A 14898-nucleotide genomic window follows, 5' to 3' on the forward strand; every position below is an offset into this window, starting at 1 on the left:
TGATCGCGACGAGCGAGGGGTGCGGTGCCGGACCCGGCACCGCACCCCTCGCAGAAGACGATCACCGCGCCGCCGACGGCTGCGCCCGGGTCAGCCCCGGTCGTCGGCAGTGCGGGTGGGGTGCGGCGCCCGACCGGCCGCCCACATCGTCCCGACCCGGGCGGCCACCGCCTCGTGCGCGGCTGCGGTCGCGGTCCCCGTGGTGCGGACCCCGGCCAGCGCGTAGAGCAGCTCGCCGTCGGCGCCCAGGTCGAGGTCCAGGACGCCGTGCACCCGGGCGAGCTCCAGCACGAGCGCCGGGGCCGTGGTGCCGGCCGCGGCGGCCGCCCGGCGCAGCGACCCCCCGTCGGCGCCGGGCAGCGTCCGGGCGCCCAGGGCGGCGGCGAGCAGGCCGAGCGCGGCGACGTCGGCCGACCCGACCGGGACCAGGCACAGGTCCGGGCACGGCCCCGGGCCGTACCCGGGGCGGTGCTGGGCGGCGCGCAGCGGACCGGCCATCCGGCGCCAGCCGCGCACCGCCGCCGCGGTCCCGGCCGGGGCGTCGGCGTCGCGCGCGAGCGACCCCAGCGCGCGCCCCAGGCGCCGGTCGGTGAGGTCCCACGCCCCGGGGTCGCGTGGCACGGCCCGCACCACCGTCCCCGTCGCCGCACCGGTCATCGCGCCTCCTCGTCGGCCCCTCGGTGACGCAGGTCGCCCGGCCCCGGTACCCCGTTACCCGGCGTGGTCAGAACTGACGAGGGGCGTAGGTTCGAACGGTCGTCCCCGTCCCACGAACAGAGGTCCCCGCGTGTCCACCGCTCCGCCCACCTGGTTCACCGACGCACTCGCCGAGCCGGGGGAGCCCGGCCGCACCGAGAGCGACGGCGTCGAGATCCGCTTCCGGAGCTGGGGCACCCCGGGCGGGCCCGGTGTGCTGCTGGTGCACGGCGGCGCGGCGCACCTGCACTGGTGGGACCACATCGCCCCGCTGCTGGCCGAGGGCACGCGCCGGGTCGTGGCGGTCGACCTGTCCGGGCACGGCGACTCCGGGCGGGCACCGTCCTACGACCTGGACCGCTGGGCCGTCGAGCTGCGCGCCGTGATCGACGCCGCGGGTCTCGGCCCCCGGCCGACGGTCATCGGGCACAGCATGGGCGGGTTCGTGACGCTCACCGCGGCGCTGCGCTACGGCGACGAGCTGGCCGGCGCCGTCGCCGTCGACTCCCCGGTCCGGGACCGGTCGCCGGAGGAGCGGGCCGCCCGTGAGCAGCGGGCGTTCGGCCCGGCGAAGGTGCACCCCGACCGCGACGCGCTGATCGCGCGGTTCCGCACCATCCCCGAGCAGCCCGGCGACCTGCCCTACGTGCACCGCCACATCGCCGAGCACAGCATCCGCGCGGTCGACGGCGGCTGGAGCTGGAAGTTCGACCCGGCCATCTTCGCCGGCATCTCGCTGACCCCCGGCGACCTCGGGCGTCCCGGCTGCCGGATCGCGCTGTTCCGGGCCGAGCACGGCCTGGTCCCGGCGGACATGGGGGAGATGGTCGTCGACCGGATGGGCCGGGCGGCACCGGTCGTCGAGATCCCCGGGGCCGGGCACCACGTGATGATCGACCAGCCGCTGGCTCTGGTGACCGCGCTGCGGACGCTGCTCGCGGACTGGGAGCACTCGGTTCCGGTGGTGGCCCCCGCGATCTAGGGTGGCCCCATGACAGAGCAGTCAGAGCTGACTCCTTCCGGACCGGTCGCTTCCGAGGAGGAGGTGCTCGTCGAGCGGCGGGACGGCGTCCTGCTGATCACGATCAACCGGCCCCGGGCCAAGAACGCGCTGAACGAGAACGTCGCGCGCTCGGTCGCCGCGGCCGTCGACGAGCTCGACGCCGACCCGGACCTGCGGGTCGGCGTGCTGACCGGGGCGGGCGGGGTGTTCTCGGCCGGGATGGACCTCAAGGCGTTCCTGCGCGGCGAGCGTCCGTCGGTGCCCGGGCGCGGGCTCTGCGGGATCACCCAGGCCCCGCCGGTGACGCCGATGATCGCCGCGGTCGAGGGCTGGGCCCTGGCCGGCGGGTTCGAGATCATGCTGGCCTGCGACCTCGTCGTCGCCGGGCGCGGCGCCCGGTTCGGGGTGCCGGAGGTGAAGCGGTCCCTGGTCGCCGCCGCGGGCGGTGCGCTGGAGCTGGCGAACCGGGTGCCCCGGGCGCTGGCGCTGGAGATGCTGCTGACCGGCGACCCGATCGACGCGACGCGCGCCGAGGCCGCCGGGCTGGTCAACCAGGTCGTCGAGGACGGCGGCGCGCTGGAGGCCGCGCTGGCGCTGGCCGCGCGGATCGCGGTGAACGGGCCGCTCGGCGTCGCCGCATCGAAGCGGATCGTGCGGGAGAGCCCGGACTGGGGCGCCGACCGCTGGGAGCGCCACGACGCGGTCGTCGGCCCGGTCCTGACCTCGGAGGACGCCCGCGAGGGCGCGACCGCGTTCGCCGAGAAGCGCGACCCGGTCTGGCGCGGCCGCTGACTCAGGCGACGAACGCCTCCCAGATCAGGAAGGCGTTCAGCCCCACCACGACCGCGGCGACGACGACCGCCGCGGTCGTGGTGACGCGGTGGTTGACCAGGTCGCCCATCACCTCGCGGCGGGCGGTCAGCCACACCAGCGGGACCAGCGCGAACGGGATGCCGAACGACAGCACGACCTGGGAGAGCACCAGCGCCTGCGTCGGGTCGATCCCGATGCCCAGCACGAGCAGGGCGGGCGCGAGGGTCAGCAGCCTGCGCAGCAGCAGCGGGATCCGGCGGCGCAGGAACCCGGCCATGATGACCTGCCCGGCGTAGGTCCCCACGCCCGAGGACGCGAACCCCGAGGCGAGCAGCGCGATCGCGAACCCGTACGCGGCGACGGCGTCGAGCTCGGTGCCCAGCCCGGCGAAGATCCCCTCCAGGGTGTCGGTGCCGGGGACGTCGGTCCCGGCGAACAGGGCGGCCGCCACGACCAGCATCGACAGGTTGACCAGCCCGGCCACGCCCATCCCGAGCGCGATGTCGGTGCGCCCGACCCGCAGCAGGAACCGGGTGTCCTCGGGCCCGCGGGCGACCAGACGGCCCTGGGTCAGCGCGGAGTGCAAATAGATCACGTGCGGCATCACGGTGGCACCCAGGATGCCGGTGGCGAGCACCAGCGAGCCGACGCCGTCGAAGCCGGGGACCAGACCCGCGGCCAGCGCGGGCCCGTCGACGTCGGTGCGCAGCAGGGTCGACACCAGCCCGACCAGGATGATCGCGAGCAGGAACACGATCGCCCGCTCGAACGGCCGGTGCCCGCGCGACTGCAGCCCCAGCAGCACGAAGGCGATCACGCCGGTGATCACCCCGCCGGTGAACAGCGGGATCCCGAACAGCAGGTGCAGGGCGACCGCGCCGCCGATCACCTCGGCCAGGTCGGTCGCGATCGCGACGAGCTCGGCCTGGGCCCACATGAACCGGTTCCGCCACGGGGTGAGGTGCTCGCGGCACAGCTCGGGCAGGTTCTTCCCGGTTGCGAGCCCGAGCTTGGCCGAGAGCGACTGGATGAGCATCGCCATCAGGTTGGCGACGACGATCACCCACACCAGCAGGTAGCCGTAGCCGGCGCCGGCGGAGAAGTTGGTCGCGAAGTTGCCCGGGTCGACGTAGGCGACGGCGGCGACGAACGCGGGCCCGAGGACGGCGAGCCTGCCGCGCCAGCCGCGCCGGCGCAGCTGCTCCACGGTGAGCGGTGCCGCCGACGCGGCCGTGTCCGTGCTCGTCATGTGCGCCCCCGCGAGGTGATGAGGTCCGGCGAAGACGCAGTGTAGGCACGACTAACTCCGCTGGTACAGACCTGCGACGGTGCGGGCCGTGCGGCTCACAGGTAGCGGTGCATCACGTGCAGGCCGGTGGTCGTGCCGTCGGGCAGGGTGAAGGCGTCGGGCACCGTGCCGACCGTGGCGAAGCCCAGCGAGTGCCACAGCGCGACCGCGCGGGTGTTGGTCGCCACGACGGCGTTGAACTGCATCGCGGAGTAGCCGTCCGCGCGGGCGAGGGCCAGCACGTGCTCGCCGAGCGCGCGTCCGGTGCCGCGCCCCGCCTCGCCCGCCTCGACCGCGAAGCTCGCGGTCGCGACGTGCGAGCCCGGCCCGGCCTGGTTGGGCCCGGTCTTCGCGGTGCCGACGACCCGGCCGTCCCGCACCGCCACGAGGACCCGCGCCGGCGGCGGGAGCATCCACATGCGGGTGACCCAGGCGTCGTCGGCGTCGGGCGGGACGGTGTAGGTGCGGCCCTCGGCGAAGATCGGGCGGAGCACGGCGAGGACGGCGGGGAGGTCGTCGTCGGTGGCGGCGCGGATGTGCATGCGCTCAGGGTAGGTAGAGGTCGCGCGGGCCGGCGTCGAGCGCCTCGACGCCGCCGCCGGTGTGTTCGGCGAGCCAGTCGGCGAAGGCGCCGGTCTCCGGCTCGGCGACGGCCACGGTCAGCGTGACGTCCGTGCCGTGTGTGACATCGCACAGCCGGTACGGGGAGTGGCGCAGGTCGTGCTCCAGGCGGCCGGCGCGGTCGTGGCCGACGGCGAGCAGCAGCTCCCGGTGCCGGACCCGGCGCAGCTCGCCGACCGCGTCCAGGGCCGCGGTCAGGGCGCCGGAGTACGCGCGGACCAGCCCGCCCGCGCCGAGCTTCGTCCCGCCGAACCAGCGCGAGACGACGGCGACGACGTCGGTCAGCCCGCGCCGGGTGAGCACCTCCAGCATCGGGACGCCGGCGGTGCCCGAGGGCTCGCCGTCGTCGCTGCTGCGGGCGGTGAGGTCCCCGGTGCCGGGGTCACCGATGCGCAGTGCGGTGCAGTGGTGGGTGGCGTCCGGTCCGGCCCGGCGGACGCGGTCGATCACGTCCTGGGCGGCCCCGACGTCGGCGACCCGGGCGACGGTGCAGACGAAGCGCGACCGGGCGATCTCGGTCTCCGCGCTCCCGTCGCGGGCGATCACCCGCACGCCGCGACCGGCCTCACACCGTGACCGCGCTCGCGATCGGCGGCGGGTCGGGATCGATTCAGTGCATCCTGGACGTGTCCGGTGACGAGGCCGCCCGCCTCACCCGGCGGTCTCCCTCGTCCACACCAGGCGGTTCCACCGCCGACATCGAAGGGACCCCCACCCATGAGCGACACCCTCCGCGTCCTGCGTTCCGGTCTGACCCGCGTGGCGCGCCGGATCGACGACTACACCCTCGCGGCGTTCAACCCGGTCTACCCGACCCCCGCCGACCGGGAGCGCTGAGGGCGCCCCCGGCCGGGGGAGTGCGGTCAGTCCTGCTGCTCCGGCGCGGCCAGCTTCAGCGGTCGCAGGTACACCCACAGCACGAACAACGCCCCGATGACCAGCATGCCGATGCCGGTGTCGAGGTTGAGGTTCGTCCCGCCGGTCTTGGCGAGGTTCTCCGGGTCGTCGCCCGACACGATCCCCATGACCAGCAGGACGATGCCGTAGACCCCGAACAGCAGGGCGATCACCGAGCGCAGGTCGAACAGGTTCGCCGCGGTCGAGGAGACCGGGGCGTCGGTCCCGTGGTGGTCGGGGTGGTTCTCACTCTTCGAGCTCATCGCAGGTCTCCGCTCAGCCGAACACGACGTAGAGGACGACGGTCAGGGCCAGCACCAGCGCGCCGAGGACGTTCGGACTGCGGTACCAGCCGGCGTCGTCACCGTCGGTGGAGTGGGTGCGCGCCTCCTTCGGGGTCAGGCTCCAGGTCAGCCCGACCAGCTCGGCGTCCGGCTTCGGGGTGGTCACCATCGAGACCCCCGCGGACACGCCGACACCGACGACGAACGCCGCGATGGCGCCGACGAAGCTGCCCGCCTGGCTGGACATCGTCCAGACCTCGGTGCGGACCAGGACGTCGACCAGCACCGCCGCGGTGGTGCCGGAGAGCAGCCCGATCCAGGCCGACGGCCCGGTCATCCGCTTCCAGAACAGGCCGAGGATGAAGATCGCGAACAGCGGCGCGTTGAAGAAGCTGAACAGCGACTGGATGTAGTCCATCAGGTTCGCCGACCCGGACGCGATGAACGCGGTGCCGATCGCGAGCACGCAGCCGACGATGGTGACCAGCCGGCCGACGCCGAGGTAGTAGCGGTCGGCGCGGCCCGGGCGCACCCAGTCCTGCCAGATGTCGTAGGTGAACACCGTGTTGAACGAGCTGATGTTCGCCGCCATACCGGCCATGAACGCGGCCAGCAGACCCGCGATCGCGACGCCGAGGATCCCGTTGGGCAGGACCTCCTTCATCAGCAGCGACAGCGCGTTGTTGTAGGTGATGCCCTCGACGGCGTCGCCGCCGCCCGCCTTCACCGCGGCGATCTGCGGGACCAGGATCCCGGCGATCATGCCCGGGGTCACGATCACCAGCACGACCAGCGCCTTCGGGAACGCACCGATGATCGGGGTCCGCCGCGCGGCGGACATCGACTTGGCCGACAGGGCGCGCTGGACCTCGGCGAAGTTCGTCGTCCAGTAGCCGAAGGACAGCACGAATCCCAGGCCGAACACGATGCCCAGCACCGACAGGAACGGGTTCGCGATCTCGGTGAGCGGGGTGCCGGGCCAGGCGTTCAGGTCCGCACCGGCGCTCGGGCCCTCGGTGACCGCGCGGGTCAGGCCGTCCCAGCCGCCGACCCGGTTGAGCCCGGCGACGGTCAGCGGGATCAGCAGCGCGAGGATCACGAAGAACTGCAGGACCTCGGTGTAGATCGCGGCCGACAGCCCGCCGAGGGAGATGTAGCCCAGGACGACGACGGCCGCGACCGGGATCGCCAGGTACAGCGACCAGCCGAGCAGCGCCTCCAGGACCAGGCCCAGGGAGAACAGGTTGACCCCGGCGATCAGGATCGAGGCCACCGCGAAGATCACCGCCTGCACCCGCTGGGTCGTCTTGTTGAACCGCTTGAGCAGGAACTCCGGGACGCTGCGGGCCTTGGAGCCGTAGTAGAACGGCATCATCACGATGCCGAGGAACACCATCGCCGGGATCGCGCCCAGCCAGTAGTAGTGCACCGTCGGGATGCCGAACTGGGCCCCGTTGGCCACCATGCCGATCAGCTCGATCGCACCCAGGTTGGCCGAGATGAACGCCAGACCGGTGATCCAGGCCGGCATCGACCGGCCGGACAGCAGGAAGTCGAGGCTGGAGGACACCGAGCGCCGCGCCGCGAAGCCGATGCCGAGCACCAGTACGAAGTAGAACGCGACCAACAGGTAGTCGACCAGGTTCGGGTTGAGGCGCAGGACCTCCTGGGCGGTCATGCCGCGTCCTCCCGGGACGTCCCCGGGGCCCGCCGGGCCGTCTCGTGATGATCCATCTCGGGTAGCTCCTCGCCGTCGAGTGCGTGCGCTGCCGGTCCGCCGGCCGGTGGTGCACGACGGCACGTTGCGCGGACCAACGCACAAGCTAGACCGCACTCGATCAGAAGTGAACACTTTCGCTCGAATTCGGGACCGCTCGGTGACCTCGGAGCGCCAGGGGGCCGGGTTTCGACACGCACGGTCGACCCTTGCCGCACGTTCGGTTGTGTTGCATTCTGTGCGGGTGAAGCCCCGACGGTGTCCGGCCCGGACGCGATGAGCCTGCTCGCCGAGCAGCGGCGCGAGGTGATCGTGGAGCAGGTCCGCAGCCGCGGCGCGGTGCGGGTGTCCGAGCTCGCCGACCACCTCGGCGTGTCCGAGATGACGGTGCGCCGCGACCTCGACGTGCTGGCCCGGCGACGCCTGGTGGACAAGGTGCACGGCGGCGCGACGGCCGTCGGCGAGCACACCACCTCCGAACCCGGGTTCGCCGCGAAGTCGGTGTGCGAGCTGGAGGAGAAGGACGCCATCGCCGCCGCGGCCGCCGAGCTGGTGCCCCCCGGCGCCGCGATCGGCCTGTCCGCGGGCACGACGACCTGGCGGCTCGCCCGGCTGCTCGCCGCGGTGCCGCGGCTGACCGTGGTGACCAACTCCGTCGCCGTCGCCGACGCGTTCCACACCGGTGGCGCCGACGCCCGCGGGACCACGGTGATCCTCACCGGGGGCGTGCGGACGCCCTCGGAGGCCCTGGTCGGCCCGGTCGCGATCACCGCGCTGCGCTCGCTCAACCTGGAGACGGTGTTCCTCGGGGTGCACGGCATGAGCGCCGCGGCGGGCTTCTCCACCCCCAACCTCACCGAGCGCGACACCAACCGCGCCCTCATCGAGTCCGGCAGCAGGCTCGTGGTCGTCGCCGACCACACCAAGTGGGGCACCGTCGGGATCTCGACGATCGCCGAGCTGTCCGAGGCCGACGTGCTCGTGACCGACTCCGGTCTGGCCGACGCCGACCGGGCGGTCCTCGAGGGCGAGGTCGACCACGTGATCATTGCGCGCCCCGGAAGGTGACGTACGTGCAGAAGGTGCAGAAGCTGACCACCCGGATGGCCGACGGCCGGGAGATCATCTGGTTCGACGGCCCCGACCACGCCCCCCGCGATCCGGCAGGCCTGGTCGACGCCCGTGACCTCCCGCGGGTCGTGCCCGCCTCGCAGCTGCGCTACGACGCCCTGGCCGGGGAGTGGGTGACGATCGCCGCACACCGGCAGGACCGCACCTACAAGCCGCCGGCCGACCAGTGCCCGCTGTGCCCCAGCCGCGACGGCCGCCACACCGAGGTGCCGGGCCCGGAGTACGGCGTCGTCGCGTTCGAGAACCGCTTCCCGTCGTTCGGGTCGGCGCCCGGCGCGCCGCTGCCCGAGCCGGGCCCGGTGCCGCAGGCGGCGTCGGGCCGGTGCGAGGTCGTCTGCTTCACCGACGACCACGACACCCCGTTCTCCCGGCTGACGCCCGACCGCGCCCGCCTGGTGCTGGAGGCGTGGGCCGACCGGACCGCCGAGCTGGGCGCCCGGCCGGGGGTCCGCTACGTCTTCCCGTTCGAGAACCGGGGCGCCGAGATCGGCGTGACGCTGTCCCACCCGCACGGCCAGATCTACGCCTACCCCTACGTCCCGCCGTTCCCGCAGCGGATGCTCGCCCACGTCGCCGCGCACCGTGAGGCGACCGGGGAGAACCTGTTCGACACGCAGCTGGCCGCCGAGCGGGCGGGGGAGCGGGTCGTCGTCGCGGGGGAGCACTGGACGGCGTTCGTGCCGCAGGCGGCGCGCTGGCCGGTCGAGGTGCACCTGTACCCGCACCGTCCGACCCCGGATCTGCCCGCCCTCGACGAGGCCCAGCGCGCCGAGTTCGCGACCCTCTACCTCGACGTGCTGCGCCGCCTCGACGCCCTCTACGACGACGAGCTGCCCTACGTCGCGGGCTGGAACCAGGCCCCGGTGCTGGAGTCCGACGGTCGCTCCGACGCCCGGCTGCACCTGCGCCTGCACTCGATCCGCCGGGCGCCGGGGAAGATCAAGTACCTGGCGGGGTCGGAGTCCGGCGCGGGCGCGTTCATCTCCGACGTGCTGCCCGAGGCGGTCGCGGAGCGGCTGCGCTCGCTGTAGCCGGGGGCGGACGGCGGGTGCAGGAACACGCGGTGCTCCGCCCCGACGTGCGTCGAGGCCGGTACCCCTCCCCAGGGGCACCGGCCTCGGAACTCGGTGACGCGGTCGGTCAGACCCGGACCGCGTTGTGGAACGGCATCGCGTCGATGTCGGAGTACTTGACCGGCTCGCCGCTGGTGGAGGCGTGGAGCACCTTGCCGTTGCCGGCGTAGATGCCGACATGGCTCACCGGGGAGTAGAAGAACACCATGTCGCCGGGCTTGAGCTGGCTCTTGGAGACCGGGGTGCCGTCCATCTGCGACTGTGCGCTGGAGGTGCGCGGCAGGTCGACGCCGATCTGCTCGAACGCCCAGACCATCAGGCCGGAGCAGTCGAACGCGCTCGGGCCGGTGGCGCCCCACTTGTAGGGCTTGCCGAGCTGCTGCTTGGCCTGGGCGAGCGCCTGGGCACCGTCCGAGGAGCCGGTCAGGCCGCCGACGATGTCGCCGAGCCCGCCGCCGTCACCGTCGTCGTCACCGCCGCCGCCGTTGCGGGCGGCCGCCTCGGCGGCCTTCGCACGGGCCTCGGCCGCCTTCGCCGCGGCCTCCTTCTGGGCGACGGCGGCGATGCGGGCCGCGTCGGCCTTCTCGAACGCCTGCGGGACCGACGCGGTGACGTGCTCGAAACCGCTGGTCAGGGTGGACGCGGCGTCGCTGGTGCCGGTGCCGCCGTGCTCGGAGCCCGCGGCCGGGACCGACAGCTTCATCGTGGCCTCGTGGGCCGCGCCGGTGAGGTCCATGTCCGCGGAGGTCTCGGGGGACTGCTCCGGCGAGCTGAGCGCCGACACGACGCCCATGACCGCGGTGGCGCCGACCAGCGTGGCCGACATGGTCGCGACGACCGCGCGCGGGTGACGCCCGAGCGGCCCGGTGTCCGAGGTGCCGCCGAGCAGGCCGATCGCGGTCCGCGAGGTGACGCCGGCGGGGGTGTCCTGCGCGTCGCGGGTGATGACGGTGTCGCCGCCGGACGCGGCGGGGAGGCCGGTCGCGGGGGTGTCGATGCGCTCCAGCTCCGGGCCGGGGGCCTCGGAACGGCGGGCTCGGCGGCTGCCGGGCGCGGGGGTGTCGAAACCGGCCTCGGAGTAGCGCGCGAGCAGGTCGGCGGCGGAGATGCCCGCGCCGGCGTCGCGGTCCCGGCGACGCCGGGGGACGTCGCTCTCGGGTGTATGGAGGTCCGGGGTCAGTGCAGTGGTCATTCGGGGGTCCTCGCCACCCCGGATCCGCCCCGGTCCTCGTGACCGGACACGGCTCCGCCCGCTGCGTGCTGGGTGGGCGCCAGGGGGAGTGTCGGCCAGCGGGGAGCGGGGGACCGACCAGGCGCACCAGCCGACATCTCGTCGACCAGCCAGGAGCGACCGTAACCGCTCCGTGACACGGACACCGAGCGGGCTCGCCGGGTGTGCGGCGAACGGCCGGTCCGGAGCGACCCACGCACCGGACCCGCGTCCAACGGTGGGTGCGGTGCGCCGTTCGGGTCGTACGGTCGGTGTGCTGCGCCGAACGGTACGTCTGAGGCGGTGACGCGGTGCGCACCGTGACCGGGACGGCCCCGGACGGACCAGCCCCCTCACGAACCCGGCACGCCCGCCGGCGACGCCCGGGCGGCACCGCGTCCGGTGACTGCGCCGGGAGGCGGTCCGGGCCGTGGCGGACGGAGCAGCACGCGGGAGGCGTCCCGTGCCTGGTGAGCGCGGGTACCGGGTGCTCTGCGACGATCGGGGGGCGTGCCGGCCGTGACCGGTGCGGCGTGCACCGGCCGGCTCGACGCCGGGGTCCGGTGCCCGGGGCGGACCCGGTGCGGCGCAACGTGACGTCGGCCGCACACGGTGAACCGGGCGGCGGTCCGCGACGTAGGCACACGGGGACACGTCTGCGAGCGGACGGGTCCCGGGGCCGGACCACCGACACGGACCCACCGACGAGGACCCACGACCCGGGAGGTCGCAGCAGTGCCGGAGCGAGCAGGCGGCCCCGTCTGGGTGGGCGAGCTCGTCCACCACCGTGCCGTGCACGGCACGGGTCGTGGGGCCGGTGACCTCGTCGTCCCGCCGCGGTTCGGCTCGGCCCGGCTGCTGGTCACCGACGGCGGCGTCCCCGTCGGGCAGGCCGAGGTCCCGCTGCACGAGGGCCGGGCGCGCGCCGCCGACCTGGCCCGGGCCGCCGCGGCCGTCGCCGGGCGTGAGCCGCCGGGGGAGCCTGCGGTGTCGGCCGAGCCGCTCACCGTCGTGGTCGCGACGCGGGGGCGGCCGGAGAGCGTACGCCGCTGCCTGGCCGCGGTGCTGGCAGGCGACCACCCGGACGTGACCGTGCTCGTCGTCGACAACGATCCGCCCGACGAGCGCACCCGCGAGGTCGTCCGTGACTGCGCGGACCCGCGGGTCCGCTACGTCCGCGAGCCGCGCCGCGGTGTCTCGGTCGGGCGCAACCGCGGCCTCGCCGAGGCCCGAACCGCGGTCGTCGCGTTCACCGACGACGACACCGAGCCCGACCCGCGGTGGGCGTCGCGGATCGCCGGGGCCTTCGCCGAGGACCCCGGTCTCACCGCGCTGAGCGGGCCGGTGCTCGCCGCGCGGCTGGAGACGCCCGAGGAGCGGGCCGCCGACGTCGCGCTGGCCTGGAACAAGGGCTTCCTGCCGCGCCGGTTCCGGCTCGACGACCCGCCCGCGGACTCCCCGGTGTTCCCGTTCTCCCCGGGCCTGTTCGGGATCGGGGCCAACCTGGCGGTGCGTGCCGAGCCGGTCCGTGCGCTCGGCGGGTTCGACGAGGCGCTCGGCCCGGGCCGGCCCACCCGCGGAGGCGAGGACATCGAGCTGCTGGTCCGGATCGTGCTCGACGGCGGCACCCTGGCCTACCTGCCCTCGGCCTGGGTGTGGCACCACCACCGGCCGTCGCCGGGGGAGCTCCGTGAGCAGATGGGCGGCTACGCGCTGGGTCTGGGCGCGTTCCTGGGCAAGGTCGCGCTGGATCCGCGGGCGCGCCGGCTGGCGGTGCGCCGGTTCCCGGCCGCGCTGGGGCGGCTGCGCGACATCGTGCGCCGCGAGTCCTCGACGCCGGCCACGGTCGCGCGGGCCCGGCAGGAGCCCGCGCCCACCGCGGTCGGCGCGCCCGGCCCGACCCCGGGTCCGGCCCCGATCGCGACCGAGGAGCGCCCGGCGCCGCAGGACGTCGCCGCGCTGCCGGGCGGCGCGGGCGCCCGCAAGCTGCGCGGGCTGGTGTCCGGTCCGGCGCTCTACCTCCAGGCGCGCCGCCAGGTGCAGGCCGAGGGTGGGACGACCCCGCCGCTGACCGGCCCGGCCCGGCCACTGCGGCGGCGCTGACCGCCCTCCGGGCCCGGCGGACCCGCCCTCCGGGCTCCACGGACCCGCCACTCGGGCCCGACGGCCCGGCGCCGACCCCGGTCACCGGTCCGAGGGCGGACCGGAGCCCCGGATCAGGTCCCGGTCCAGCTCGGGGTGCCGCCCTGCCCGAACCCGGCGACCGTCGTGCGGAAGTCGGTCGAGCCGTAGACCCGGTCGACCACCGCGGTGTCGTCGGCGGACCGGTCGTCCAGCAGCCGCTTGGTCGCCCAGACCGTCAGCGGTGCGCCGGTGGTGAGCCGCCCGGTGAGCGCATCGAGCCCCGCGTCGAGGTCGTCGACGACGGCGTGCAGGAACCCCGGCACCCGCGCGGCCTCCTCGGCCTCCAGCATCCGCGCGGTGAGCAGCAGGTCCGCGGTCAGCGGGCGGCCCAGGGCCTCGACCATCAGGTCCAGGGTCCGCGCGGACAGGCAGTTGCCCAGCGTGCGGGCGATCGGCACGCCGAACCGGGACCCGGGCGTCGCGATGCGCAGGTCGGCCGCGCAGGCGATGCCCAGCCCGCCGCCGACGCAGTACCCGGCCACCGCGGCCACGGTGGGCACGCCGACGGCGCGGACCCGGTCGAGCACGGCGGTGACCCGGCGCTCGTAGGCCACTCCGTCGGCGCCCGAGGTGAACGCGCGGAACTGGCCGATGTCGGTGCCCGCGGCGAAGGCCCGGCCGCCCTCGCCGCGCACGACGAGCGCCCGGACCTCCGGGTCGGCGTCGGCCCGCTCGCACGCGGCCACCAGCCCCTCGTACATGCCCCAGGTCAGGGCATTGCGCCGCTCGGGACGGCGGAAGGTCACGGTGAGCACCCCGGCCGCGAGCTCCGCGGTCACCTCCGGGCTCACGCGTGGCCCCCGCGGGCGGGGTCGGACAGCTCGGCGAGGACGTCGTCGGTCGCCGCGCCGAGCGGGGGCCCGGCGGTGCCCCGCCGCGCGGGGGTGCGGGAGAAGCGCATCGGCGACCCCAGCTGGCGGACCGCGGGCAGGGTCGGGTGCGGGGCGTCCCAGAAGAAGTCCCGGCCGGTGAGCAGCGGGTCGGTGAAGACCTCGTCGTAGCCGGCGATGGACGCGCAGGGGACCCCGGCCGCGTCGAGCGCGGCGAGCACGTCGGACGACGACCGGGTGCTCGTGACCGTCTCGATGCAGTCGATCAGCGCCACCCGGTTCGCCAGCCGCGAGCCGGGGTCGGCGAAGCGCGGGTCGCGCTCGAGGCGTTCCAGCCCGAGCGCCGCGCACAGCGACGTCCAGAGCCGGGTGGTGTTCGCACCGACCGTCACGTGCCCGTCGCGGGTGCGGACGGCCTGGTAGGGGGCGTAGCGCTGGTGGGCCGAGCCCTGCCGCGTGGGCACCTCCCCGTCGCCGAGGTACATGCCGGCCTCCCACACCGCGAGCGAGACACCCGACTCCAGCAGCGAGACGTCGATGTGCTGACCGGTCCCGGAGCGGTCCCGCTCGCGCAGCGCCGCCGTCACCGCGAGCGCCACGTAGAGCGCGGTCACCAGGTCGCAGACCGGCACGCCCACCTTGACCGGGTCGCCGTCGGGCTCCCCGGTCACGCTCATCAGCCCGCTCGCGGCCTGCGCCATGATGTCGAGCCCCGGCCGCGTCGCGGCCGCACCGTCGACACCCCAGCCCGACGCCGAGGCGTACACCAGCTCCGGACGGCGCTCGGCCAGGGCTGCGTAGCCGAGCCCGAGCCGGTCCATCGCGCCCGGACGGAGGTTCTCCACGACCACGTCGGCGCGGTCGACCAGCGCCAGGAACGCGGCGCGGCCCCGCTCGTCCTTGAGGTCGAGGACGACGGACTCCTTGTTGCGGTTGAGCCGCAGGAACGGGGAGCTCTCGCCGTCGAGGAACGGGCCCGCGGACCGGGTCGGGTCGCCGGTGCCCGGTGGCTCGACCTTGACCACCCGGGCTCCGAGGTCGGCGAGCTGCATCGTCGCGAACGGCGCGGCCATGAAGGCCCCCACCTCCAGCACGAGCACTCCGGTCAGCGGTGGGTCGGTCTGCATCGGCAGCCCTCCGGGGTCGTCGGC

The 14898-nt window shown here is 74.9% G+C and carries 14 protein-coding genes; 5 read left to right on the top strand and 9 right to left on the bottom strand.

Features of this window, described 5'->3' with window-relative positions; translation table 11 throughout:
* Nucleotides 1-90: 90 nt before the first annotated feature.
* Nucleotides 91-657, bottom strand: coding sequence for a hypothetical protein (locus DMP15_RS11750; protein ID WP_337825880.1), 567 nt, complete (start codon nucleotides 655-657; stop codon nucleotides 91-93).
* 130 nt (nucleotides 658-787) lie between these two features.
* Between DMP15_RS11750 and DMP15_RS11755 the strand changes: the two genes are divergently transcribed.
* Nucleotides 788-1678, top strand: coding sequence for an alpha/beta fold hydrolase (locus tag DMP15_RS11755; protein ID WP_073574327.1), 891 nt, complete (start codon nucleotides 788-790; stop codon nucleotides 1676-1678).
* A 9-nt stretch (nucleotides 1679-1687) separates the two neighbouring features.
* Nucleotides 1688-2491, top strand: a complete 804-nt coding sequence (locus tag DMP15_RS11760; protein ID WP_073574326.1) for a crotonase/enoyl-CoA hydratase family protein — start codon at nucleotides 1688-1690, stop codon at nucleotides 2489-2491.
* 1 nt (nucleotide 2492) lies between these two features.
* Here the strand turns inward: DMP15_RS11760 and DMP15_RS11765 are convergent, their stop codons facing one another.
* From DMP15_RS11765 to DMP15_RS11785, 5 genes are all read right to left on the bottom strand, one after another.
* Nucleotides 2493-3761, bottom strand: a complete 1269-nt coding sequence (locus DMP15_RS11765) for an Nramp family divalent metal transporter (RefSeq protein WP_073574325.1) — start codon at nucleotides 3759-3761, stop codon at nucleotides 2493-2495.
* Between the two features lie 95 nt (nucleotides 3762-3856).
* Nucleotides 3857-4342, bottom strand: coding sequence for a GNAT family N-acetyltransferase (locus DMP15_RS11770; RefSeq protein WP_337825881.1), 486 nt, complete (start codon nucleotides 4340-4342; stop codon nucleotides 3857-3859).
* A 4-nt stretch (nucleotides 4343-4346) separates the two neighbouring features.
* Nucleotides 4347-4973 carry an IMPACT family protein gene (locus DMP15_RS11775; protein WP_337825882.1) on the bottom strand — a complete coding sequence of 209 codons (627 nt, stop codon included), beginning with the start codon at nucleotides 4971-4973 and terminating at the stop codon, nucleotides 4347-4349.
* 311 nt (nucleotides 4974-5284) lie between these two features.
* Entirely contained in the window at nucleotides 5285-5581 is a 297-nt protein-coding gene (locus DMP15_RS11780; protein WP_224402010.1) for a hypothetical protein, read from the bottom strand.
* 13 nt (nucleotides 5582-5594) lie between these two features.
* Nucleotides 5595-7280: a sodium:solute symporter family protein gene (locus DMP15_RS11785; RefSeq protein ID WP_337825883.1), complete on the bottom strand. Its 1686-nt coding sequence runs from the start codon at nucleotides 7278-7280 to the stop codon at nucleotides 5595-5597.
* A 315-nt stretch (nucleotides 7281-7595) separates the two neighbouring features.
* Here DMP15_RS11785 and DMP15_RS11790 point away from each other — a divergent pair, with 315 nt between their 5' ends.
* The gene (locus tag DMP15_RS11790) at nucleotides 7596-8387 is read left to right on the top strand and encodes a DeoR/GlpR family DNA-binding transcription regulator (RefSeq protein ID WP_100880559.1); all 792 of its coding nucleotides are present in this window, start codon (nucleotides 7596-7598) and stop codon (nucleotides 8385-8387) included.
* 14 nt (nucleotides 8388-8401) lie between these two features.
* Nucleotides 8402-9481, top strand: a complete 1080-nt coding sequence (gene galT, locus DMP15_RS11795) for a galactose-1-phosphate uridylyltransferase (protein ID WP_100880558.1) — start codon at nucleotides 8402-8404, stop codon at nucleotides 9479-9481.
* 109 nt (nucleotides 9482-9590) lie between these two features.
* Here the strand turns inward: galT and DMP15_RS11800 are convergent, their stop codons facing one another.
* Nucleotides 9591-10715 (bottom strand): C40 family peptidase, encoded by a 1125-nt coding sequence (locus DMP15_RS11800; RefSeq protein WP_073574320.1) that lies wholly within the window; start codon nucleotides 10713-10715, stop codon nucleotides 9591-9593.
* 753 nt (nucleotides 10716-11468) lie between these two features.
* On the opposite strand from DMP15_RS11800, the gene DMP15_RS11805 reads away from it, so the two are divergent.
* Entirely contained in the window at nucleotides 11469-12836 is a 1368-nt protein-coding gene (locus DMP15_RS11805) for a glycosyltransferase family 2 protein (protein ID WP_337825884.1), read from the top strand.
* 113 nt (nucleotides 12837-12949) lie between these two features.
* On the opposite strand, the gene DMP15_RS11810 is transcribed toward DMP15_RS11805, so the two are convergent.
* Complete coding sequence (locus DMP15_RS11810; protein WP_073574318.1) at nucleotides 12950-13708, bottom strand: enoyl-CoA hydratase; 759 nt, start codon at nucleotides 13706-13708, stop codon at nucleotides 12950-12952.
* A complete protein-coding gene (locus DMP15_RS11815) occupies nucleotides 13705-14874 on the bottom strand; it encodes a CaiB/BaiF CoA transferase family protein (RefSeq protein WP_208822047.1) in 1170 nt (389 codons plus the stop codon). The genes DMP15_RS11810 and DMP15_RS11815 overlap by 4 nt, the downstream gene beginning before the upstream one ends.
* Between the last annotated feature and the right edge of the window lie 24 nt (nucleotides 14875-14898).

This window comes from Pseudonocardia sp. UM4_GMWB1 (assembly GCF_017312155.1).
Lineage (GTDB): Bacteria > Actinomycetota > Actinomycetes > Mycobacteriales > Pseudonocardiaceae > Pseudonocardia > Pseudonocardia alni.

Coding starts and splice junctions, on each gene's coding strand:
- DMP15_RS11750 (WP_337825880.1), bottom strand. CDS start 657: ATGACCGGTGCGGCGACGGGGACGGTGGTGCGGGCCGTGCCACGCGAC.
- DMP15_RS11760 (WP_073574326.1), top strand. CDS start 1,688: ATGACAGAGCAGTCAGAGCTGACTCCTTCCGGACCGGTCGCTTCCGAG.
- DMP15_RS11765 (WP_073574325.1), bottom strand. CDS start 3,761: ATGACGAGCACGGACACGGCCGCGTCGGCGGCACCGCTCACCGTGGAG.
- DMP15_RS11770 (WP_337825881.1), bottom strand. CDS start 4,342: ATGCACATCCGCGCCGCCACCGACGACGACCTCCCCGCCGTCCTCGCC.
- DMP15_RS11780 (WP_224402010.1), bottom strand. CDS start 5,581: ATGAGCTCGAAGAGTGAGAACCACCCCGACCACCACGGGACCGACGCC.
- DMP15_RS11785 (WP_337825883.1), bottom strand. CDS start 7,280: ATGACCGCCCAGGAGGTCCTGCGCCTCAACCCGAACCTGGTCGACTAC.
- DMP15_RS11790 (WP_100880559.1), top strand. CDS start 7,596: ATGAGCCTGCTCGCCGAGCAGCGGCGCGAGGTGATCGTGGAGCAGGTC.
- DMP15_RS11800 (WP_073574320.1), bottom strand. CDS start 10,715: ATGACCACTGCACTGACCCCGGACCTCCATACACCCGAGAGCGACGTC.
- DMP15_RS11815 (WP_208822047.1), bottom strand. CDS start 14,874: ATGCAGACCGACCCACCGCTGACCGGAGTGCTCGTGCTGGAGGTGGGG.